At 35.0% G+C, this 20,747-nt stretch carries 13 protein-coding genes; 8 read left to right on the top strand and 5 right to left on the bottom strand.

Features of this window, described 5'->3' with window-relative positions; translation table 11 throughout:
• Positions 1 to 120 precede the first annotated feature (120 nt).
• Positions 121 to 2,451: a hypothetical protein gene (locus FCN74_RS07590; protein ID WP_138932000.1), complete on the top strand. Its 2,331-nt coding sequence runs from the start codon at positions 121 to 123 to the stop codon at positions 2,449 to 2,451.
• 5 nt (positions 2,452 to 2,456) lie between these two features.
• On the opposite strand, the gene FCN74_RS07585 is transcribed toward FCN74_RS07590, so the two are convergent.
• Entirely contained in the window at positions 2,457 to 4,043 is a 1,587-nt protein-coding gene (locus tag FCN74_RS07585; protein WP_138931999.1) for a peptide chain release factor 3, read from the bottom strand.
• Between the two features lie 280 nt (positions 4,044 to 4,323).
• On the opposite strand from FCN74_RS07585, the gene FCN74_RS07580 reads away from it, so the two are divergent.
• Positions 4,324 to 5,064, top strand: coding sequence for an SOS response-associated peptidase (locus FCN74_RS07580; protein ID WP_138931998.1), 741 nt, complete (start codon positions 4,324 to 4,326; stop codon positions 5,062 to 5,064).
• Positions 5,065 to 5,131: 67 nt separating this feature from the next.
• Here the strand turns inward: FCN74_RS07580 and FCN74_RS07575 are convergent, their stop codons facing one another.
• Positions 5,132 to 6,082, bottom strand: coding sequence for a phosphoribosylaminoimidazolesuccinocarboxamide synthase (locus FCN74_RS07575; RefSeq protein ID WP_138932402.1), 951 nt, complete (start codon positions 6,080 to 6,082; stop codon positions 5,132 to 5,134).
• Positions 6,083 to 6,084: 2 nt separating this feature from the next.
• Positions 6,085 to 7,038, bottom strand: a complete 954-nt coding sequence (locus FCN74_RS07570; RefSeq protein WP_138931997.1) for a PhoH family protein — start codon at positions 7,036 to 7,038, stop codon at positions 6,085 to 6,087.
• Positions 7,039 to 7,338: 300 nt separating this feature from the next.
• On the opposite strand from FCN74_RS07570, the gene FCN74_RS07565 reads away from it, so the two are divergent.
• The 5 genes from FCN74_RS07565 to FCN74_RS07545 are packed head-to-tail and all read left to right on the top strand — an operon-like array spanning position 7,339 to position 13,769.
• Positions 7,339 to 8,172, top strand: a complete 834-nt coding sequence (locus FCN74_RS07565; protein WP_138931996.1) for an SAM hydrolase/SAM-dependent halogenase family protein — start codon at positions 7,339 to 7,341, stop codon at positions 8,170 to 8,172.
• Positions 8,169 to 8,465, top strand: a complete 297-nt coding sequence (locus FCN74_RS07560) for a putative quinol monooxygenase (protein WP_138931995.1) — start codon at positions 8,169 to 8,171, stop codon at positions 8,463 to 8,465. The genes FCN74_RS07565 and FCN74_RS07560 overlap by 4 nt, the downstream gene beginning before the upstream one ends.
• 6 nt (positions 8,466 to 8,471) lie before the next feature.
• A complete protein-coding gene (gldF, locus tag FCN74_RS07555; RefSeq protein ID WP_138931994.1) occupies positions 8,472 to 9,203 on the top strand; it encodes a gliding motility-associated ABC transporter permease subunit GldF in 732 nt (243 codons plus the stop codon).
• 1 nt (position 9,204) lies between these two features.
• Positions 9,205 to 10,863, top strand: coding sequence for a gliding motility-associated ABC transporter substrate-binding protein GldG (gene gldG / locus FCN74_RS07550; protein ID WP_138931993.1), 1,659 nt, complete (start codon positions 9,205 to 9,207; stop codon positions 10,861 to 10,863).
• On the top strand, positions 10,860 to 13,769 hold the full coding sequence (locus FCN74_RS07545) for an FAD-binding and (Fe-S)-binding domain-containing protein (protein ID WP_138931992.1): 2,910 nt from the start codon (positions 10,860 to 10,862) through the stop codon (positions 13,767 to 13,769). Before gldG ends, FCN74_RS07545 begins: the two co-directional genes overlap by 4 nt.
• A 39-nt stretch (positions 13,770 to 13,808) precedes the next feature.
• Here FCN74_RS07545 and secDF read toward each other — a convergent pair whose 3' ends face one another.
• Together secDF and FCN74_RS07535 are read right to left on the bottom strand one after the other, a co-directional pair.
• Positions 13,809 to 16,853 carry a protein translocase subunit SecDF gene (gene secDF / locus FCN74_RS07540; protein WP_138931991.1) on the bottom strand — a complete coding sequence of 1,015 codons (3,045 nt, stop codon included), beginning with the start codon at positions 16,851 to 16,853 and terminating at the stop codon, positions 13,809 to 13,811.
• Between the two features lie 162 nt (positions 16,854 to 17,015).
• A complete protein-coding gene (locus FCN74_RS07535) occupies positions 17,016 to 17,858 on the bottom strand; it encodes a DUF2911 domain-containing protein (RefSeq protein ID WP_138931990.1) in 843 nt (280 codons plus the stop codon).
• Positions 17,859 to 17,963: 105 nt separating this feature from the next.
• Here FCN74_RS07535 and FCN74_RS07530 point away from each other — a divergent pair, with 105 nt between their 5' ends.
• On the top strand, positions 17,964 to 20,717 hold the full coding sequence (locus FCN74_RS07530) for a zinc-dependent metalloprotease (protein ID WP_138931989.1): 2,754 nt from the start codon (positions 17,964 to 17,966) through the stop codon (positions 20,715 to 20,717).
• Positions 20,718 to 20,747: the final 30 nt, after the last annotated feature.

Below are 20,747 nucleotides of genomic sequence, written 5' to 3'. Positions count from 1 at the left end.
CAGGTTTAGTGTTATATTTATGGTATATTAACCCTGAATACTCTTGCTATGTTAAAATGTTATCTTCTCTGTTTTGCTTTCATCACATCTATAATTTGTCATGCTCAATCAAGCAACAGCTTGGAAACCTCAGAGCCTATTGAACAACCCCAGCTGTCAGAATCTTATCAGCAATACTTTGAGGCTCCCAGAGAATCATTATATCTGCATTTTAATAAAAGCAGTTTTTTGAAGGGTGAAAATTTATGGTTTCAGGGTTATGCTTATGATAGGCAAACTCAAAAGCTCAGTCAAAAGACTCGTAATGTAGAACTTAGACTTTATAATGCCAATGGCAGGATGTTGCAAAAACAAATGTACCTATCTATTGGGGGAAAGTTTATGGGTCAAATCCCAATTGATTCAACTTTTAAAGATGGTAACTATTACCTTAAAGCAGAGACACAGTGGATGAAAAATTTTAATGAAGATTACACCCATTTACAACAATTTGAGGTTATAGGTTCTGAACAAACGGCCCAGAAACAAGACGTAAAAGATTATGATCTTCAAATTTTACCTGAATCCGGTCACAGCGTCGTAAACTGTGATGGTGTTTTAGGCTTAAAGCTTATTAATAAAAAAGGCTTGGGTGTTAGATTTAAAGCCAAACTTTATGAAGATGACAAGGTAATATTCATTTTTAAAAGTAATAAATTTGGTATGGCAAAAGTTGATTTTAAGCCCAAAGCCAACAAGACTTACAAAATTATGGCCGAATTGCCAAACGGTAAAACTGTTACTAAATTTGTAGATGATATAAAGCCTTTTGGTATAGATCTTAAAGTCAACAATATATTGTCTGAACAAACTGTTTTTTACATCTCCTCAAACCTCGAGAATAATAAAGATTATTTAACTTTAGACGCAAAATTGTTTGTGCATCAGGAAGGCAATCGATTTGAGGTACCGCTAGAATTTTCATCTGAAAACCCTCAAATCTCCAAAGGCATAAAAAAAAACCAATTGTTTTATGGGGTTAATACTGTTACGCTCATGGTAAATAATAAACCAGTTGCTGAGCGACTGATTTTTAATAGAAAAAACAGTATTAATAAAACTCATGATGTCAAGGTAGAAATAACTAAATCACATGCGGATTCTTTAACTATGGATTTGTCCCTCCCTACATATAATAATAAAGCCCATTTAAGCATTTCTGTTTTGCCTGAGAAAAGCATTTCATATGTCAAAAATCAGAATATAACTTCAGCATTTTTATTAGACCCCTTTATAAATGGATATATAGAAAACAAACCATATTATTTTAGATCTCCTAATCGTTTGGTTGATTATAATTTAGACCTTTTACTACTTACTCAAGGGTGGAGTAGTTATGAATGGGGCAATATTTTTAATCGACCACCTAAAATTGTATATCCAAGAAAAGATGGATTGATACAAAACCTTGCAATCAATGGTAATGTGCCTAGAAAAACAAATAAATTGTTGATATATAGTACAATATATAATGGTGAACAAGTCCTTGAAATAAACGAAAATGCATCATTTAGATTAGAAAACAGATACCCTTTTGTTAGTGAAAAAATGGAATTTTCATTTATCAATCATAAAAAAGATTTTATAAGACCTAATATTATAGTTGGTACAGAGTTTAAACTTGATGATAATAGCTTAAAGAGCTCTGAATTATTACCGCCCATTTCAAGCTTAAGACAGTTAAAATTAAAACTTGATAACAAAAAATTATATGCTAACTTTTTAAAAGGAGAAATACTTGATGAGGTTATTGTTAAAGTCAATAATGATTCAAAACCAGAAAAAGCTAAATATTATGTATCAAACTTTAAGGATAATACTGTAAAAGTAGATGAAGAATTGGCAACTACATATCCCCTTTTGTCAGATTACCTAAGTTATCGCGGCTACATTGTTAAAGACAATGGAGGAGGCTTTAGCTTAAGAAATTTAGCTCGAATGTCCCTTAGCGGCAGTAATACTCCAGTTGTATACCTAAATGGGACTCAATTAAATGACTTATCAATTTTATCCCAATCTAGAACTTCAGATTATGAAGAGATTTATATTGATAAAACAGGTTTTGGCGGCGGCGTTCAAGGGGCGAATGGTATCATAAGACTTCAGCAACGCAAAACAGTTTTATTTTCTAATAATGAACCTGCAGAATCAGATTTGCCCTATTCCCAATTTGAAATAAAAAAAGGTTTTGAGCCACCCAAACGTTTTTACATGCCGGAATATGCATTTTTTAAGACCGAATCTTTTCAACAAGTTGGTACCATTGCATGGTTCTCAAATGTGGTTGTCCAAAAAGGCGAAAGCTTAGAACTCGATATTTTAGATACAGGACTTTATAAAATGAACCTTTACATTGAAGGTATAGGAGAAGATGGTAGTATAATCAATGTAGATAAACAAATCAGTAAATAAGCAATCTAAAACTCTGACGTAAAATTAAACTTCAGGGTTTTGTATTTATCTTGAGCCATCTGTAATGAAAACGCTGAATCTGCCAAAAAGACCAACTGATTGCGCTTATCTCTCGCCAAATATTTTGATTTTATACGCTTAAATTCTTTAAACTCATCGTTATTTTCACCCTCAGCTTCAATCCAGCAGGCTTTGTGTATATTCACGTTTTCATACGTACATTTTGCACCGTATTCATGTTCTAACCTATATTGAATGACTTCATACTGAAGTGCACCAACCGTACCAATAATTTTTCGGTTGTTCATTTCGAGCGTAAAGAGTTGCGCAACCCCTTCATCCATCAACTGACTAATTCCCTTATTGAGTTGTTTGGACTTCATTGGGTCTGCATTATTAATGTATCTAAAGTGTTCTGGTGAAAAGTTTGGAATACCTTTATACATGAGTTTTTCGCCTTCAGTTAGCGTATCTCCAATCTTAAAATTCCCGGTGTCATGAAGCCCAACAATATCGCCGGGATACATCTCATTGACCACTTGTTTCTTTTCTGCAAAAAATGCATTGGGACTTGAGAATTTTAAATTTTTTCCTTGCCTAACGTGAAGATAGGGTTTATTGCGTTCAAACTTTCCTGAAACGACTTTCACAAAAGCCAATCGGTCTCGATGTCTAGGATCCATATTGGCATGTATTTTAAATACAAAACCTGTAAATTGATCTTCTTCGGGTTTAACTTCACGAGAATCGCTGTCTTTTGAACGAGGTGAGGGCGCAATGTTTACAAAACAATCCAACAACTCACGAACGCCAAAATTATTCAAAGCCGACCCAAAAAATACAGGTTGTAAGCTACCGTTTTTGTAGGCTTCAATATCAAAATCCGGATAAACGCCTGTAGCCAATTCTACTTCTTCTCTTAGATTTTCAGCCGCCTCATCACCGATAAGTTTATTTAAATCTGGCGTTGATAAGTCTGTGATTTCTATAGTGTCTTCAATATCTTTTCTGGGGTCACCGGTAAATAAATTAATATTGCTCTCCCAAATGTTGTAAATGCCTTTAAAATCATACCCCATTCCAATTGGGAAGCTTAATGGTGTGACCTTTAAATCTAATTTTTGTTCAATTTCATCCAAGAGTTCAAATGCATCTTTTCCTTCACGGTCCAGCTTGTTGATGAACACAATCATAGGAATATTACGCATACGGCAGACTTTCACCAATTTTTCGGTTTGTTCTTCAACACCTTTAGCGACATCTATGACAACAATGACACTATCTACAGCGGTTAAGGTCCTAAAGGTATCTTCAGCAAAATCTTTGTGACCAGGTGTATCGAGAATATTGATCTTATTGTTCTTGTATTCAAACCCTAAAACTGATGTCGCTACTGATATTCCACGCTGGCGCTCTATTTCCATAAAGTCACTTGTGGCTCCTTTTTTGATTTTATTTGATTTTACAGCGCCAGCTTCTTGAATGGCTCCGCCAAATAATAATAATTTTTCAGTTAGAGTGGTTTTTCCTGCATCCGGATGTGACACGATACCAAAGGTTCGTCGTCTATTGATTTCATCTTTAAATTTCATGCTGCAAATTTAACCGAAATTCTAAACTAGAAATAAAATATGATGTCAGGTTTAAATTTTTAACAGGAATAGGAAGTCGAGAAGCCATTCTTTTTTCTTTAGCGTTTATTGGTTTTGTAAATAAGCTAAAGATCATTTTAAAGTGTCTATTCAATCTTATTTTTAAGTTTAAAAGCAAAAAGTATAGTCACAGGGTTTTTCATTTAATACTGCTGTATTCGCGCAAAGTCTGTTTAGGATTCGCTCAGTTTATTTATTTTAGTAATAAATCTGAAAAACCATGTGCTTTCATGCTTCCTTAATTTCTACGTCAGAACAGCTCGAGAACCGTTTCGATGCAAAATTTGTGAATCAGGAGGTGAAGTCCAAATTTGAAACCTCTTCATACCATCTCAATGGGTTTGAACACCCCAATTTACCGATCATTACACAAGAATTAAAAGATGTCGTTTTGCCAGCCGTTTGGGGTATTGTGCCTACTGGTGAAGACTCAACAGCATTAGAGGCTTATTATAAAAAAGCTGCAAGATTTGGCGGTGGTCTTAATGCAAAATCTGAAAAATTAGATTCTCATTTTTTATACAAACACCTTTATAAAAATCAACGTTGTCTTATTTTAATCGATGCTTTTTTTGAACCCTACCATGTCAACAATAATTCTTTTCCTTACCTCATCAGACGAAAGGATAAACAAGCTTTTGCATTGGCCGGCATATACTCTAGATTTGATAATGGCTTGATTACTTGCTCTATTTTAACCCGCAAAGCTATGCCGTACATAGCCAAAATTCACAATGTAAAAAAACGCCAACCGGTGATGTTAAATCCTGACTTAGAGCAGCAATGGTTAAGTCAAGATTTAAAAGACAATGATATTTTTAAGATAATCAATTCAGATTATGATGACCAAAGTTTAGAATCTTATCCGGTAGACAAAAAACTGTTTAGTCCAAAAGAAAATTCTAATATGGTAGATATTTTAAAGCCAGTTCAATATCCGGAGTTGAATACTTTGTTTTAACTCACTCTAATCATTTGATTTTTTGGTAGGTGAATAAACGAGATTTTAAAAAATCGACTTTTATTGTCTATTGTTTTAAAAAGTTAAGCACTGCATCTTGGATGTCATTTTCAATAGTGCCATAAGCCATTGGCTTAAATGTTTGAGCCGTTATTTTTTCATAAAGTTCTATATATCTATCGGAGACATGTGATATAAATTCATGGGGTAAATCGGGAATATTTTGTCCTGTTTTACCTTGAAAGCCTTGTTCCATCAACCATTCACGTACAAATTCTTTAGAAAGTTGTTTTTGTTTTTTACCCTTATCCTGTAACTCTTGATAGGTATCTGCATAAAAATAACGAGAAGAATCCGGGGTGTGGATTTCATCGATAACCACAATTTTTCCATCTGTAGTTTTGCCAAATTCATATTTGGTGTCTACCAAAAGTAAATCTCGCGATTTAGCTAAGGTTGCTCCCATTTCAAACAATTTGAGACTGTATTCTTCTAAGGTTTTATAATCTTCTTCACTTACAATGTTTTGGTCTAAAATCTCGGCTTTAGAAATATCCTGGTCGTGATCGCCTTGCTCGGCTTTGGTGGTTGGTGTAATAATAGGTTGTTCAAACTTGTCATGCTCTTTCATTCCATTGGGAAGTTTTACACCGCATAATTCTCGCTTTCCAGCTTTATATTCTCGATAAGCATGTCCTGTCAGGTATTGCCTCACGACCATTTCGACTTTAAAGGGTTTGCATTTAAGCCCTATGCTCACATTAGGGTGTGGCGAGGCAATAAGCCAATTAGGCACCTCGTGCTGTGTTTTGTCAAGCATATAGGTTGCCAATTGATTTAAAATCTGGCCTTTGTGTGGAATGCCTTGAGGTAAAACCACATCAAAAGCACTGAGTCTGTCAGTAGCTATAATGATGAGTATATCATCATTTATCGTGTAAACATTACGCACTTTGCCCTGATAAAAGGCAGTTTGATTAGGGAATTTAAAGTTGGGTTTTATTAAACTTTGGGTTATCATTAATTTTGATTTTCAATAGATTTGTATGCAGCAATGACTTTTTTGACGAGTTTATGGCGAATGACATCTTTGTCGTCCAAGTAAACAATGCCCACACCCTTAACTTCTTTTAAAATAAGCAAGGCTTCTTTTAAACCGGAGATCACGCGTCTTGGTAAATCAACTTGCCCTGTATCACCGGTAAGCATAAATTTAGCATTTTTGCCCATACGGGTCAGAAACATTTTCATTTGGGCATGTGTCGTATTTTGAGCTTCGTCAAGAATGACAAATGCATGGTCTAAAGTTCGTCCACGCATAAATGCCATAGGTGCAATTTGAATGATTCCTTTTTCAATATAGGTGTCGAGTTTTTCCGGTGGTATCATATCCCGTAAAGCATCGTAAAGGGGTTGCATATACGGGTCTAGTTTTTCTTTAAGATCGCCTGGTAAAAAACCAAGATTTTCTCCTGCCTCAACGGCGGGACGTGTTAAAATAATACGTCTAACTTGCTTTTGCTTGAGCGCTCTTACGGCCAATGCTATACCGGTGTAAGTTTTTCCGGTACCAGCAGGACCAATGGCAAAAACCATATCGTTTTTATTCATCTTTTCTACAAGCTTGCGCTGGTTTGCAGTTTGGGCTTTGATGTTACGACCACTTACGCCATGTACTAAAACTTCAGAGGCGCTTTGTGGAGTGGCATAATCAGCTGAGGAGTCACTGGTTAAAACGCGTTCTATACTGTTTTCGTCAATTTTGTTGTATTTGCTAAAATGCTCTAAAATCATAGCAAAACGTTTGTCAAACTCTTCTAAGCGCTCTTCGTTGCCGTAGACCTTTATTTTGCTGCCACGGGCTACGATTTTGAGTTTGGGAAAGTAAGATTTGATGAGCTCGATATTGGAGTTGTGGTGTCCAAAAAACTCTTTCGGGTTGATGTCAGATAATTCAATAATAAGTTCGTTCAAAGAAAGCTAATTTTTTTATTATGGTTAAATTCGCATTCCAAATTTAAACAAATTAAAATTTAGAACATCAATTTAATGTTATTTTAGTGGTTTGTTTTTAGTTGTAAGGAGATACTATATATATAAGAGTTGGGTCTCTGCAAATGAATAAACTTATTAGTGTATCTTATTGTTCTAAAAGGGTTTGAAAACGAGATTTGCGGTAGGGATAGAAGTGGTATCCCGAACACTGACCGAAAGCGTCAGTGAGAGGAATACAAACGGATAGCCCGGCTACCGCCCAAATTATACATTTTATTAATGTCTATTATAACTTTAACTACAGATTTTGGTCTAAAAGACCATTCCGTCGCAGCAGTCAAAGGTGCATTGTACAGTGAGCTTGATGAGGCTAAAGTTGTAGATATTTCACATTTAATTTCTCCTTTTAATATTATAGAAGCGGCTTTTGTGATCAAAAATGCATATCATAATTTTCCTAAAGGAAGTGTACATGTTATTGGTGTAGATGCAGAAATGACTCCGGAAAACAAACATATTGCTGTTGCTTTGGATGGTCATTATTTTGTGTGTGCCAACAATGGCATCATGTCACTAATTGCTTCCGAAATTAAGCCTGATAAAATTGTAGAGATTAATATTCACAGAGCTTTAGGGACTAACTTTACAGTACTAGACGTATTTATTAAAGTGGCTGGGCATATTTTAAGAGGTGGCAAGTTAGAGGTTATTGGCAAGCCTATTGAAGGACTTAAACAATTAAAATATATTGAGCCTCAGGTCAACAGTGCTGAAAATCAAATTATTGGTCATGTAGTCTATATCGATAATTTTGGTAATGTGATTTCAAACATTAAAAAACCATTTTTTGAATCTTTGGTCAAAGGTCGTAATTACGTCATTAGTGCACGCAATATTAAGTTTAAAACTATTTACGATACCTATAGTGATGCTATTAACTTTGAAATGCCGGTCAATAAGCGAGAAGAAGCCGGTAAAAAGCTCGCTTTGTTTAATGCTTCAGGATATTTGGAATTAGCTTTGTACAAAAGTAATCCTAAGCTTACAGGAAGTGCAGCGAGTTTGCTAGGATTGAAAGTTATGGATACCATTACAGTGAATTTTTTATCATGATAAAGCGAGTTGTAAAAATGGAATTTGAAGAGAAATTTATTGAGAAATTTCTACAGTTGTTCGATAAACACAAATTAAAAATTCGAAATTATAAAGGTTGCGAATATTTAGAATTATGGCAAGACACAAATAAGCCTACAGTGTTTATGACTTATAGCTATTGGCATTCTGAGGAGAATTTAAACCAATACAGACAATCTGAGTTGTTTAAAAGCGTTTGGTCTAAAACCAAAATTATGTTTGCAGCTCAACCACAAGCATGGAGTTTGAATACAATACATCAATTAAAATAAGTGTCGATGTTGGCAATTTTTAAAAAAGAATTTTTTGGATTTTTTAGCTCAATCATTGGGGTATTGGTCATTGTTATTTTTTTAGTGGTCACTGGTCTTATGCTTTGGGTTTTTGATACGCCGTATAATATTTATAATGCAGCTTATGCCGACTTGACATTGTTTTTTGAACTTGCACCATGGGTGTTTTTGTTCTTAATTCCTGGAATCTGTATGAAGAGTTTTTCAGAAGAACAACGTCAAGGAACCTTAGAGTTGTTATTAACCAAGCCTGTGAGTATAAGAAGTTTAGTATTTGGAAAGTTTTTTGGGGCTCTAGTCTTAAGTGTTATTGCAATTTTGCCGAGCCTGATTTATGTTTTTTGCATCAAAAGTCTAGCGGTAAGCCCAGAAAATATTGATTATGGCGCTATGGCGGCTTCTTATTTTGGACTACTGCTTTTAATTGCGGTGTATACGGCTATTGGTATTTTTTCATCAACATTAAGTCAGAATCAACTCACCGCATTTTTGATTGGCCTGGTATTGTGTTTGACGGTGTATTATGCATTTTACGGCATATCAACTTCAGGAATTTTGGGTAGTAATGCTTTTTTAATAGAATTTTTAAGTTTGAAGTACCATTATAAAGCTATGATGCGAGGCGTTATTGACTCAAGAGATTTAATGTTTTTTGCAAGTATATGGATTGTATTTATGAGCTTTACATTTTGGCGATTGAAATCTATGAAAAATTAATATGAGTAAGCCATTAAAGAATCTTATTGTTTTAATTGTACTATTGATTATAGTCAATATATTTTCATATCATTTTTACAAACGATTCGACTTTACATCTGATGGTCGATTTACGATATCATCTGTCAGTGAAAATTTGATAGACTCAATCAAATCTCCCTTAAGTATAACCGTTTTTTTAAAAGGTGACTTAAACGGCGAGTTTAAAAGACTACAAAGAGAAACCCGGTTTATTCTGGAGGAATTTAACGCTAAAAATCCTCAGATCAGATTTGAATTTATAAACCCTGTCGCAGGTAAAGATAATCCTCAACAAGTTGGTAATGCTTTTTATCAAAATGGAATGATGCCTGAGAATTTAAGTGTGATGAAAAACGGTAAGTTGACAAAAACCTTAATTTTTCCTTGGGCAGTTGTCAAATACAAAGACCAGCAAATGGCGGTACATTTGTTAAATAAAAAACTCAATGCCAGTGTTGAATCTATGATCAATTCTTCAGTGCAAAACCTTGAATACGCCTTTACAGATGTGTTTTTAAAATTAAGTCGAGAGCGTAAAAAGAAAATTGCTGTACTGAGAAGTAAAGGCGAACTTGAGGATAGGTACCTGACTGATTTTTTAAGTCATATTAGAGCGTATTACTTAATAGCTCCGTTTTCTTTAGACTCAGTTCAAGGCCATCCCAAAAAAGTTTTAAAGGAATTACAAAAATTTGATGCTATTATTGAAGCTAAGCCTACTAAAGCTTTTACAGAGAAAGAGCTTTATGTTTTGGATCAGTACATTATGAACGGAGGAAAAGCACTCTGGATGGTAGAAACTGTTGCTATTGAAAAAGATAGCCTTAAGCAAACAGGATCTAATATTGCAATGCCTAAGGATTTAAATCTTTTAAACTTATTTTTTAAATACGGTGTCCGAATCAACTACGAACTCATAAATGATGTTTACTCTGCACCAATTTATTTAGCAACCGGCAAAGCTAATGATACGCAATTAAATCCTTATCCATGGTTTTATGAGCCTTTGGCTAAACCCTCTGCAAACCATCCCATAGTGAGTAATATCAACGCCGTAAAATTTGAATTTGCTAACAGTTTGGATACGTTAAAAAATGGAATTTCTAAAACAGTTTTACTTCAAAGCTCAGAAATGTCAAGAGCTGAAGATGTACCAAGAGAAATTAATTTAAATATGATTAATGTAAAGCCTTCTCCTGAAATGTACCCTAAAGGTAAATTCCCTTTGGCCGTTTTGCTAGAAGGTGAATTTACATCGGTCTTTAAAAATAGAATACCGCCATTTGATTATAAAAAAGCTAAAGATAAGAGTGTCAAAACAAAACAAATTGTGGTATCTGACGGAGATATCGTAAAAAATGAAATATCTAAAGGCGAAGTTTTGAATCTTGGATTTGACCGTTTTACTGGAGATACTTATGGCAATAAAACTTTTTTAACCAATGCGTTAAACTATCTTTTGGGTGACGAAAATTTAGTTAAGTTGCGGAATAAGCAAATTAATATTCCAACATTAAATTCAGAAAAAATTTTAAACCATACAAAGCTCTGGCAAATATTAAATATTGGAGTAGGAATTGTATTGATAGTAGGATTCGGATTTGTGATGTATTGGTATAGACTAAAGCGGTTCCGATGAATTTTGATGTATTAAAAGAAAATTTTACCGGCGAAATTAAAACAGATGAATTGTACCAAAGTATGTATGCTACTGATGCGTCTGTTTACCAAAAACACCCATTGGCAGTTGCCATTCCCCAAACCAAAGAAGATTTAAAACTTCTCATAAGTTTTGCTTCAAAACATAATACTTCTTTAATTCCCAGAGCAGCCGGTACATCTCTTGCCGGACAATGTGTTGGTTCAGGAATAGTAGTTGATTTAGGCCAAAATTTTACCGAAATATTAAGAGTTGATAAAAAACAAAAAACAGTTATACTTCAACCTGGTGTGATAAGGGATGAACTCAATTTAACATTAAAACCTTACGACTTGTTTTTTGGGCCCAATACTTCAACCTCAAATCGTTGTATGATAGGTGGTATGGTAGGAAATAATTCGTCTGGCACAACATCTATACAATACGGTACAACAAGAGATAAAACTCTAAGCCTTAAATGTATCTTGTCAGATTCTGAAGAAGTACATTTTAAAACACTATCTCAAGAAGAGTTTAAAAACAAAGCTAAGCTCAAAACTAAAGAGGGCGAAATCTATTCGTTTTTTTGGGATCTAGTAAATGATCCAGAGCTTATAAAATCTATAAGACGTAGTTATCCAAAAAGAAGCATTCATCGGCGTAATACTGGATATGCCTTAGATGATATAGTCCAGCAATATCATGAAAACCAAACCATTAATTTGTCGAGATTTATTTGCGGGAGTGAAGGGACGCTGAGTTTGATTACAGAAATTGAACTACAACTAGATGATCTTCCGCCAAAACATTCTGCATTAATTGCTGCTCATTTTGACTCGGTAAGTGCGACATTGTCGGCAGTCAAAACCACTATGAAACACAATTTGTATGCCTGCGAGATGATGGACGATACCATTTTAGACTGTACAAAAGATCATTTAAAATACAAAGATTATCGCTTTTTTATAAAAGCAATACCTAAAGCGATTTTGCTTTTAGAACTTAAAGCATATAGTAAGAAAAATTTAGAACAACAAATAAATACCCTTAAAGCAGACTTAACACAACAAACAGCATGTTACGCACAACCTGTTTTGAGAGGTAACAATATCCAAAAGGCTTTTACATTGAGAAAAGCCGGTTTAGGCTTATTGGGAGGTATTGTAGGTGATGACAAAGCTGTAGCATGTATAGAAGACACTGCGGTAGACATAGAAGATTTAGAATCTTATATATCTGATTTTGCTGAATTGATGAAAAACTACAATCAACAACCTGTGTATTATGCACATGCCGGTGCCGGAGAATTGCACTTGAGGCCTATTTTAAACCTAAAAACCCAAAAAGGTGTTAATGATTTTGTTTCTATCACGCATGATGTTGCTTTGTTAGTTAAACAATATGATGGTTCATTAAGTGGAGAACACGGTGATGGTATAGTAAGGTCAAACTTTATTAAACTGATGTTGGGTAAGACTTGTTATGAGTTGCTCAAACAAGTCAAAACCATTTTTGACCCATCACAAATTTTTAATCCAGGTAAAATAATTAATCCGTATCCTGTAAACAAAAATTTCAGATATGTAACAGATAGAGAAGAGCCTAAAATTGACAGTTTTTTAAATTTTAGTAATGAGAAAGATCTCCTTAGAGCTACAGAAAACTGCAATGGTAGTGGCGATTGCAGAAAGACTCAATTGTCTACTGGTAGTATGTGCCCAAGTTATCACGCTACAAGACAGGAAAAAGACACAACTAGAGCTCGAGCCAACGCATTAAGACAGTATCTTACAAGTCCTAAACTTTTATCAGATCGAGCTGTAAAAGAGGTTTTTGATTTGTGTATTTCTTGTAAAGCCTGTAAGCGCGAGTGCCCAAGCAATGTTGATGCAGCAAGTTTTAAAGCTGAGTGGACTTTTCAGTATTATAAGACCCACAAGAGACCTCTCAGAGATTTTATGATAGGTTTTAATGATACTATAAATAAAAAATTACTACCAATAGCTAGTTTATACAATTATGTTGTTCAACATAAGTTTTTGTCCCAACCTATTAAAACATTGTTGGGGTTTCATCAAAATAGAAGTTTGCCTAAGCTCACTCAACAAACCTTATTCAAGTATTTGAAAAGCAACAGCGGAAAATTAATTCCTAAAAATTCAAAAATTAAAACCGTTTATCTGTTTGTTGATGAGTTTACAAACCGTTTAGAGAGTGAAATTGGTCAAGATGCTATAGAGCTCTTAACCCAACTTGGTTATGAAGTTAAGACATTACCCAACAAAGCTAGTGGAAGGGCTCAAATTTCTAAAGGGTTTTTGAAACAAGCTAAAGCCTTAGCCGAATATAATGTCAAATTGTTTAAAGATGTGATAAGTAAAAATTCACCTTTAATTGGAATCGAACCCTCCGCAATTTTAAGTTTTAGAGACGATTATTTGAGGTTGACAGATGATACTAAAGCCACAAAAAAATTATCAAAAAATGTATTTTTAATTGATGAATTTTTAAGTCACGAAATACAAAAAGAACATATTAAACCATCTCAATTTACTGATGAATTTTGTGAGGTTAAGCTTCACGTGCATTGTCATCAAAAAGCTTTGTCCAACTCAAAGTATACATTTGATACAATCAATATTGTGAAAAATGCAAAAGTGAGCATCATTCCTTCTGGCTGTTGTGGAATGGCCGGCGGATTTGGATATGAAAAAGAACATTACAATATCAGTATGAAAATCGGAGAGCTTATTCTTTTACCTGCGGTTAGAAAATCTGCTTTTAAAACCTATATTATTGCAAACGGAAGTAGTTGTAGACATCAGATTAAAGATGGTACATCCAGACAGGTGCTTCACCCTGTCAGTTTCTTAAAGACCATGCTTAAGAATAAAAAAAATTCCTAAGCGGCTACTTAGGAATTTCTTCAAATTAATTAAATAGTATTAAGCTTTAGCTTTTTCATCAACTTCGTCATCTTCTTTTTTAGCATTCTTATCAGAAAGGTCAATTTTTGTTCTACTGCTTGTATCAAACATAATAGGTGTTGCGATAAATACTGATGAATACGTTCCTACGATGACACCAATAATTAGAGCAAACATAAATCCACGGATGCTATCTCCACCAAAAATAAATATGGCAAGAAGCACAACAAGTGTTGTGAAAGACGTATTTAAAGTACGACTCAATGTAGAACTAGCACCAACGTTGATGATCTTGAATAAATTCCATTTTGGATGAATATTATAATATTCTCTTATTCTGTCAAACACAACAACGGTGTCATTTAATGAGTAACCTATAACAGTTAGAATAGCAGCAATAAAAGCCTGATCAATTTCTAAACTAAATGGCATAAATCCATATAATGCAGAGAAAATACCAAGAACAATTAAGGTATCATGAATAACAGCTACAACTGCACCAACACTAAATTGCCAGCGTCTAAAGCGAATTAAAATATAGAGAAAAACCACGATAAGTGATCCTATAATTGCATAAAATGAAGCTTCCTTAATGTCGTCAGCAATGGTTGGTCCAACTTTCATCGAAGACATAATACCATATTCAGAATCACTGCCTTCGGCTAGAGAAAAATTGTCTAATGTTAAACCATCAGGTAAATAGGGTTGAAATGCACTGTACATTTTGGAGACAATTTCTTCATCGATTTCAATTCCTTCTTCATCAACTTTGTAGTTGGTCGTAACTTTAACTTGATTATCAGAACCAAAAGTTTTAATATCAGCACTCCCTAATTCTTCAATTAAGACACCTTCAAGTTCGTTGGCGTTTACAGCCTGATCAAACCTAACTGTATAAGTTCGTCCACCAACAAAGTCGACACCTTGATTTAATCCTTTTGTTGATAATAAAAATATGCTAACTAGAATTAGTGCACCAGAAAATATGTAGGCTACTTTTCGTTTAGACAAAAAGTTTACGAAGACATCTTTAAGAAAATTCTTAGTTGCCGCAGTTGAGAACGCAAGAGCATTATTGTTTTTGCCATAATTATCTAAAAATAGTCGCGTTATAAAAATTGCAGTAAATAAAGAGGTCAAAATACCAATGAGTAGGGTAGTGGCAAACCCTTTGATTGGACCTGTTCCAAAAAGTAGTAAAATCAGACCAGTTAATCCAGTTGTGATATTGGCATCTAAAATAGATGATAAGGCATTTTTAAAACCATCTTTTATAGCATCATATTGAGCTTTACCAGCGGCGAGTTCTTCTTTGATACGTTCAAATATCAGGACGTTGGCATCTACAGACATACCTATTGTTAATACGATACCTGCGATACCGGGAAGTGTTAATACAGCTTTGAGGCCAGCCAGAACACCAAAAATAAAAACGATATTTACAATCAGAGCAATATCTGCATAGATTCCAGCTTTGCCATAATAAAATACCATCCATAGCAGAACAAGTACTAAGGCAATCAAAAATGAGTTTATACCACTATCGATAGCCTCTTGACCTAATGACGGTCCCACGATTTCACTCTGAATAATATCTGCTGAAGCCGGGAGTTTACCTGCTCTTAATACGTTAGCTAAATCTTTGGCTTCTGTGATAGTAAAATCACCACTGATCTGGCTATTCCCACCGGTGATTGGACCGTTTGAGACTCCAGGTGCAGAGTAAACAATATTGTCAAGTACAATTGCAATTTGTGTCTGGTTTTCGTAAGCTTTTGTGGTCATTTCTTCCCAAATTTGAGAACCACGACCATTCATTTTCATGCTGACAACAATTTCTCCGGTTTGAGTATAGGTTTGATTAGCATCTACAATCACAGAACCACTTAATTGAGGTTTATCTTTACGATTACCTTTTATCGCATATAATTCTATAACTTCACTTCCTTTAGCTGGTTTTCCCCATTTGAATTCAAGAAAGCGTTTTTCACTTTTCAGGAGGTTCCTTGCTTTTTCGTTTCTAAGATAAGAATTTACAACTGCGGTATCATTTATTCTTGCAACACCTAAAATAGCAGATTGTCTATTTTGGGACAATTGTAATTTTGCAAAAAGAGGGTTGGTTTTGCTGAGTTCATTCTCTTCATCTTCAGCATCTTCACTACTATCCAATAATTCATCTAAGTCTTGATCGGTTTGTGTGGAATCTGATTGCGTTTCTACTTTTTCTTTTTCTGGATTGTTAATAGAATCTTGAATAGCGATATTTTGAGCAGCAATTTTATCGGCTTCGACAAAAAATTCAATGAGATCGCCGACCTGATATACTTCCCAAAACTCAAGTTGCGCTGTACTTTGTAAAAGTTTTTGAATTCTACTGATATCTTTGGCTCCAGGAAGTTCTACAAGGATTCTACCAGAATCTCCAAGTCTTTGAATGTTAGGTTGTGTAACCCCAAATTTATCAATTCGTTCGCGAATGACTTCGAAGGCCGAAACAATACTTTCATCTATCTTTCTGCGGATAATGGGTTTGACCTGTTCATTGGTCATATTAAGATTGATATCATCAGATAGATCTTTGTTTGCAAATATATTAGGTGAAGCTAACTTGGCACCCTGAATATTATCAAAGGCCTCAAAGAATAAATCAACATAAGGATCTTGACTATTTTTTTGTTGCTGAGAAGCTTCATTTAAGGCTTTAACGAAACTGGGATCATCTGAACCATTGGCTAAATTTCTCAAAATATCTTTAACCGATATTTGAAGTATCACGTTGATACCACCCTTTAAATCAAGTCCTTTATTAAGTTCTTTATTTTTAGCATCTTCGTATGTGATACCTATGAAATAAGGCTCGTTTTTGACAGAATCTAAGTAAACCTTAACTTTTTCTTCTCTGAGATCGGCATAATTCTTTTGATTTTCAGAGATTTCAGCTTGCGCAAATTTTTCAGCATTATTTTCTATTTGACTAGCGATGTATGTGTAGGATAGCTGATAAATACATACTAAACCAAATAAAATGGCAAATAATCTTATAAGTCCTTTATTGTGCATTTGTATAAAATTAGGTGTGTCTAAAAAATCGCACAAATATAGGCTTTCATAAACAAATCACAATAATTTTAAAGCAAATATTTAAAAGTGGCAATTTATAATTAAAAAACGCCCTATCATATGATTGATAGGGCTGATAATCAATATCTTATTTAATTTTAATTAATAGGCTCCCCATTCTTTCAAAGATTCTTTATTCATTTTGACATAATCTGCATTTCTGGCTTTCTGTGCTGCTTCTAGTGATTGCTGAGCTAATTTTATAGCCATATTTTTTTCTCCCGCTTTAGCATATATAAGAGATTGCTGTCTTAACATCCAGTATGGTTTGTCATCACGAGCATCCATAGCCTGATCAATCCACTTTTTAGCTTTGTTGATGTCTCTGTCTGTTTCTAAAAAATAAACTGCAGCACTGTAAAGGTCTGCAGGCGTAGGATCCTTCATGCTCATCTCTATACTTTTCATAACTTTTTTATCGGAAGGCACTTCAATAAGTATATGAGTTGAAGTATTTGCCCAGGTCATGATCAGGTGTGCAGAATCTTTTGTGAAATGGCCAAAACTTATAGTGAATGATTCAAATGCAGGTTCTACGTTTATGGCTTCTACCATAGCGCTTGCGGCGATCAACTCTTCATTCCACTCCCTAGGTGTTCCCCAGTTTTCTGTATTTTTATAAAGGTAAATTTTCCACTCTCGCTCTCCCGGCTCTGAAAAGATCGCATATTCTCCGGCTTCAACTTCAACACCACCAAAAACGATATTGTCATCAAAACTAATGGTGGTATTCTTATTGGCTCCCGTTCTCCAGAGTTTTTCAAATGGAACCAGATCACCAAAAATTTCTCTTCCTCTCATTGATGGACTTGAGTAATTAATTTCAAAGTTGGTTAGTCCCACAACCTGTTTCAGTTGTACAGAAGGACTGGGTTGTGGTGTTTGTACCTGAGCACTTACACCGGCAAATACAGTGATAAAACATATCAGTAATAATTTTCTCATAATTTTAAATTTTTAAATTTGATGTCTCAATATTATGATTTTAGCAAAAAAAAACCTTAATTTGTGAATAAAAATTAATTTAAACTTAACAATATCAGCAGGACCATGATTAAAAATTTACTAAAATTATTTTTACTATGTTTTTTATTTTCAACTACTTATGCTCAAAAAAACCCTTGGAAGGGGATCGATTATAAGGATATAAAAATAGATGAAAGTGAAATTATTGAATATGATATAACCATCAAAAATGCTTCATACTTTCAAATGAGCAAATCAGAAGTTTTGTCTTCAATTATTTCTGCACCTTACAGGGAAGATTTTTCAAATAGTAATGTTGAGCTTAAAATTCCAAATTTCAATGGTGATTTTGAAACTTATGAAATATTCAGAGTAAAGACACTTTCGCCTGTTCTTTCTTCAAACTATCCTGACATACACTCTTTTATAGGTAGAAGATCTGATAAGAGCGACGGTAGCGTGTTAAGAATAACCATTACGCCCTACGGATTTTATGGAATGGTATTAAAACCTGATGTAGGACAGGTATTCATAAATCCGCTTGATAAATCCAGTGATTATTATGCTATGTTTTTAAAATCGAGTACTTCTGATCTTACTCAGGCCGGTTGTCTTTTTCATAATCAATCAGACTTAATAGCAAATCAAACATCAGCAACAGAAAACCAAACTTATACAGTAGATGACAGTAATTTAAGAACTTACAGGCTCGCGGTTGCGGCAACTGGTGAGTATTCTCAATATCATATAAATCAAGCTGGTGTCGGCGGAGGAACAACCACACAACAAATAGCTGCTGTTCTCGCTGCTATAACTGTGACCGTCGACAGAGTTAATTCAATCTATGAGAGAGATCTTGGCTCTACAATGCAATTGGTCGCAAACAATGACCAGATTATATTCTTGAACGGGAATACGGATCCCTACACTAATCTTGACGTTTTTGCAATGCTTGGTGAAAACCAAACCACAATTGATAATGTCATTCAATCAGCTAATTATGATATAGGACATATTGTAAGTACGGCACCAGGTGGTGGCGTAGCTGCTTTAGGAAGCTTATGTGTGCCAGGAGCAAAAGCCCGTGGTGCGACAGGTGGAGTTGCTCCTGTGGGCGATCCTTATGATGTTGATTATGTGAGTCATGAAATAGGGCATCAGTTTGGTGCGCAGCATACATTTAATAACTTTTGTGGCGGTGCAAGAAGTGATGCAGTAGCTGTTGAGCCGGGAAGCGGCAGCACAATTATGGCCTATGCAGGTATATGTCCGCCAAATGTACAGAGCAATAGTGATGCGCATTTTCATCAGATAAGCATCAATCAGATTTACCAAAACATTTCAATTGGAAATGGTTCCGGCTGCGCAGCTCTTACAGGACAGCCTAATAGTGCACCAACTATCACTCCGGTACCGGATTATACGATTCCAAATGGAACAGCTTTCTATCTTGATGTAACGGCAACTGATGCTGAGAATGATGCATTGACATATAACTGGGAGCAAATAAACAACGGGATAGCATTTCCTAACGGTCAAGAGCAAACGCCATCCCCGACATCTACTACAGGACCTAGTTTTAGATCTTTACCTTCTTCCAGTGATTCCAGACGCTATTTCCCTGAGTTTAACTCTGTTTTAAGTGGAAATCTGGCACCAACCTGGGAAGTTATACCTACGGTAGCAAGAACTATGAATTTTGCTGTAACGGTGAGAGACAACAATATTAATGTAGGTCAATCTTCAAGAGACGTCGTAATTGTCAATTTTGCAAACGTTGGACCATTTCAGGTTACCTCTCAAAACACAACCAATATTAACTGGTTGCCCGGAGAAACAAGAACAATTACATGGGATGTTGCAGGTACCGACGCCAATGGAATAAATACAAGCAACGTCAATATCTTATTGTCTACTGACGGTGGAATCACTTTTAATACCACTTTAGCTGCAAATACACCAAATGATGGAACAGAGGACATTGTAGTCCCAACGTTACAGGCTCCATTTTGCAGAATTCTTGTAGAACCAGTAGATAACGTGTATTACGCAGTTAATCAAACGACATTTGCAATAGACTCCAATGTATCCGTGAATTGTGATAATTTTGCTAATAATAATGCTGTAGCCATCCCTGATGGCGCTGGCCCGAATCAGCAAGGCCCTTTGGTAACCAGCGTTATCAATATTCCATCTGACATAACTAATATAGATGACGTTAACGTGACACTCGACGTATCACACACTTATATTCAGGATATGGTTTTTCAATTGGCTAGTCCGAGTAGTGAAATAGTCTCTCTTTGGGCGAGAAATTGTGATAACGAGGACAGTTTTGTTATTACTTTTAATGATAATGGTGCAGCTTTACCTGCGCCAGGCACTGACTGCGGTCCGTCACCGGGTCCCGGTCCAACAGGCGTATTTGCCCCGGTAGATCCGGATGATGACTTATTGACGGTATTTTCAAATGGAACAAGTGGTGATTGGACATTGCAGTTTGCTGACTTTTTTAATGGTGATGTGGGTACACTTAACTCCTGGGATATCGAAATTTGCTCAACAACCTTCTCGGTTGAGGATAATCAATTCAATGAATTTTCAATTTCACCGAACCCTAACGATGGAATCTTCAATTTGAATTTTAATCAGCCATTAGGTAATGATTCAACTATTTCAATTTTTGATATCCGCGGAAGACTTATAGAATCTATCATACCAAATTCAAACAATACCTCTTTAAGGGTCGAGCTTCAAAATGAATACCAAAGAGGCGTTTACCTTGTCGAAGTTAATAATGATAATGGTAAATTCGTGAGTAAATTGATCATAAGATAAGTTCCAAATACTTAATTTAATAACAAAAAG

The sequence above is a fragment of the Mesohalobacter halotolerans genome, from assembly GCF_006120725.1.
Classification (GTDB): domain Bacteria; phylum Bacteroidota; class Bacteroidia; order Flavobacteriales; family Flavobacteriaceae; genus Psychroflexus; species Psychroflexus halotolerans.
The sequence above is the reverse complement of the archived record's forward strand: the minus strand, read 5'-3'. Positions and strand labels throughout refer to the sequence as shown.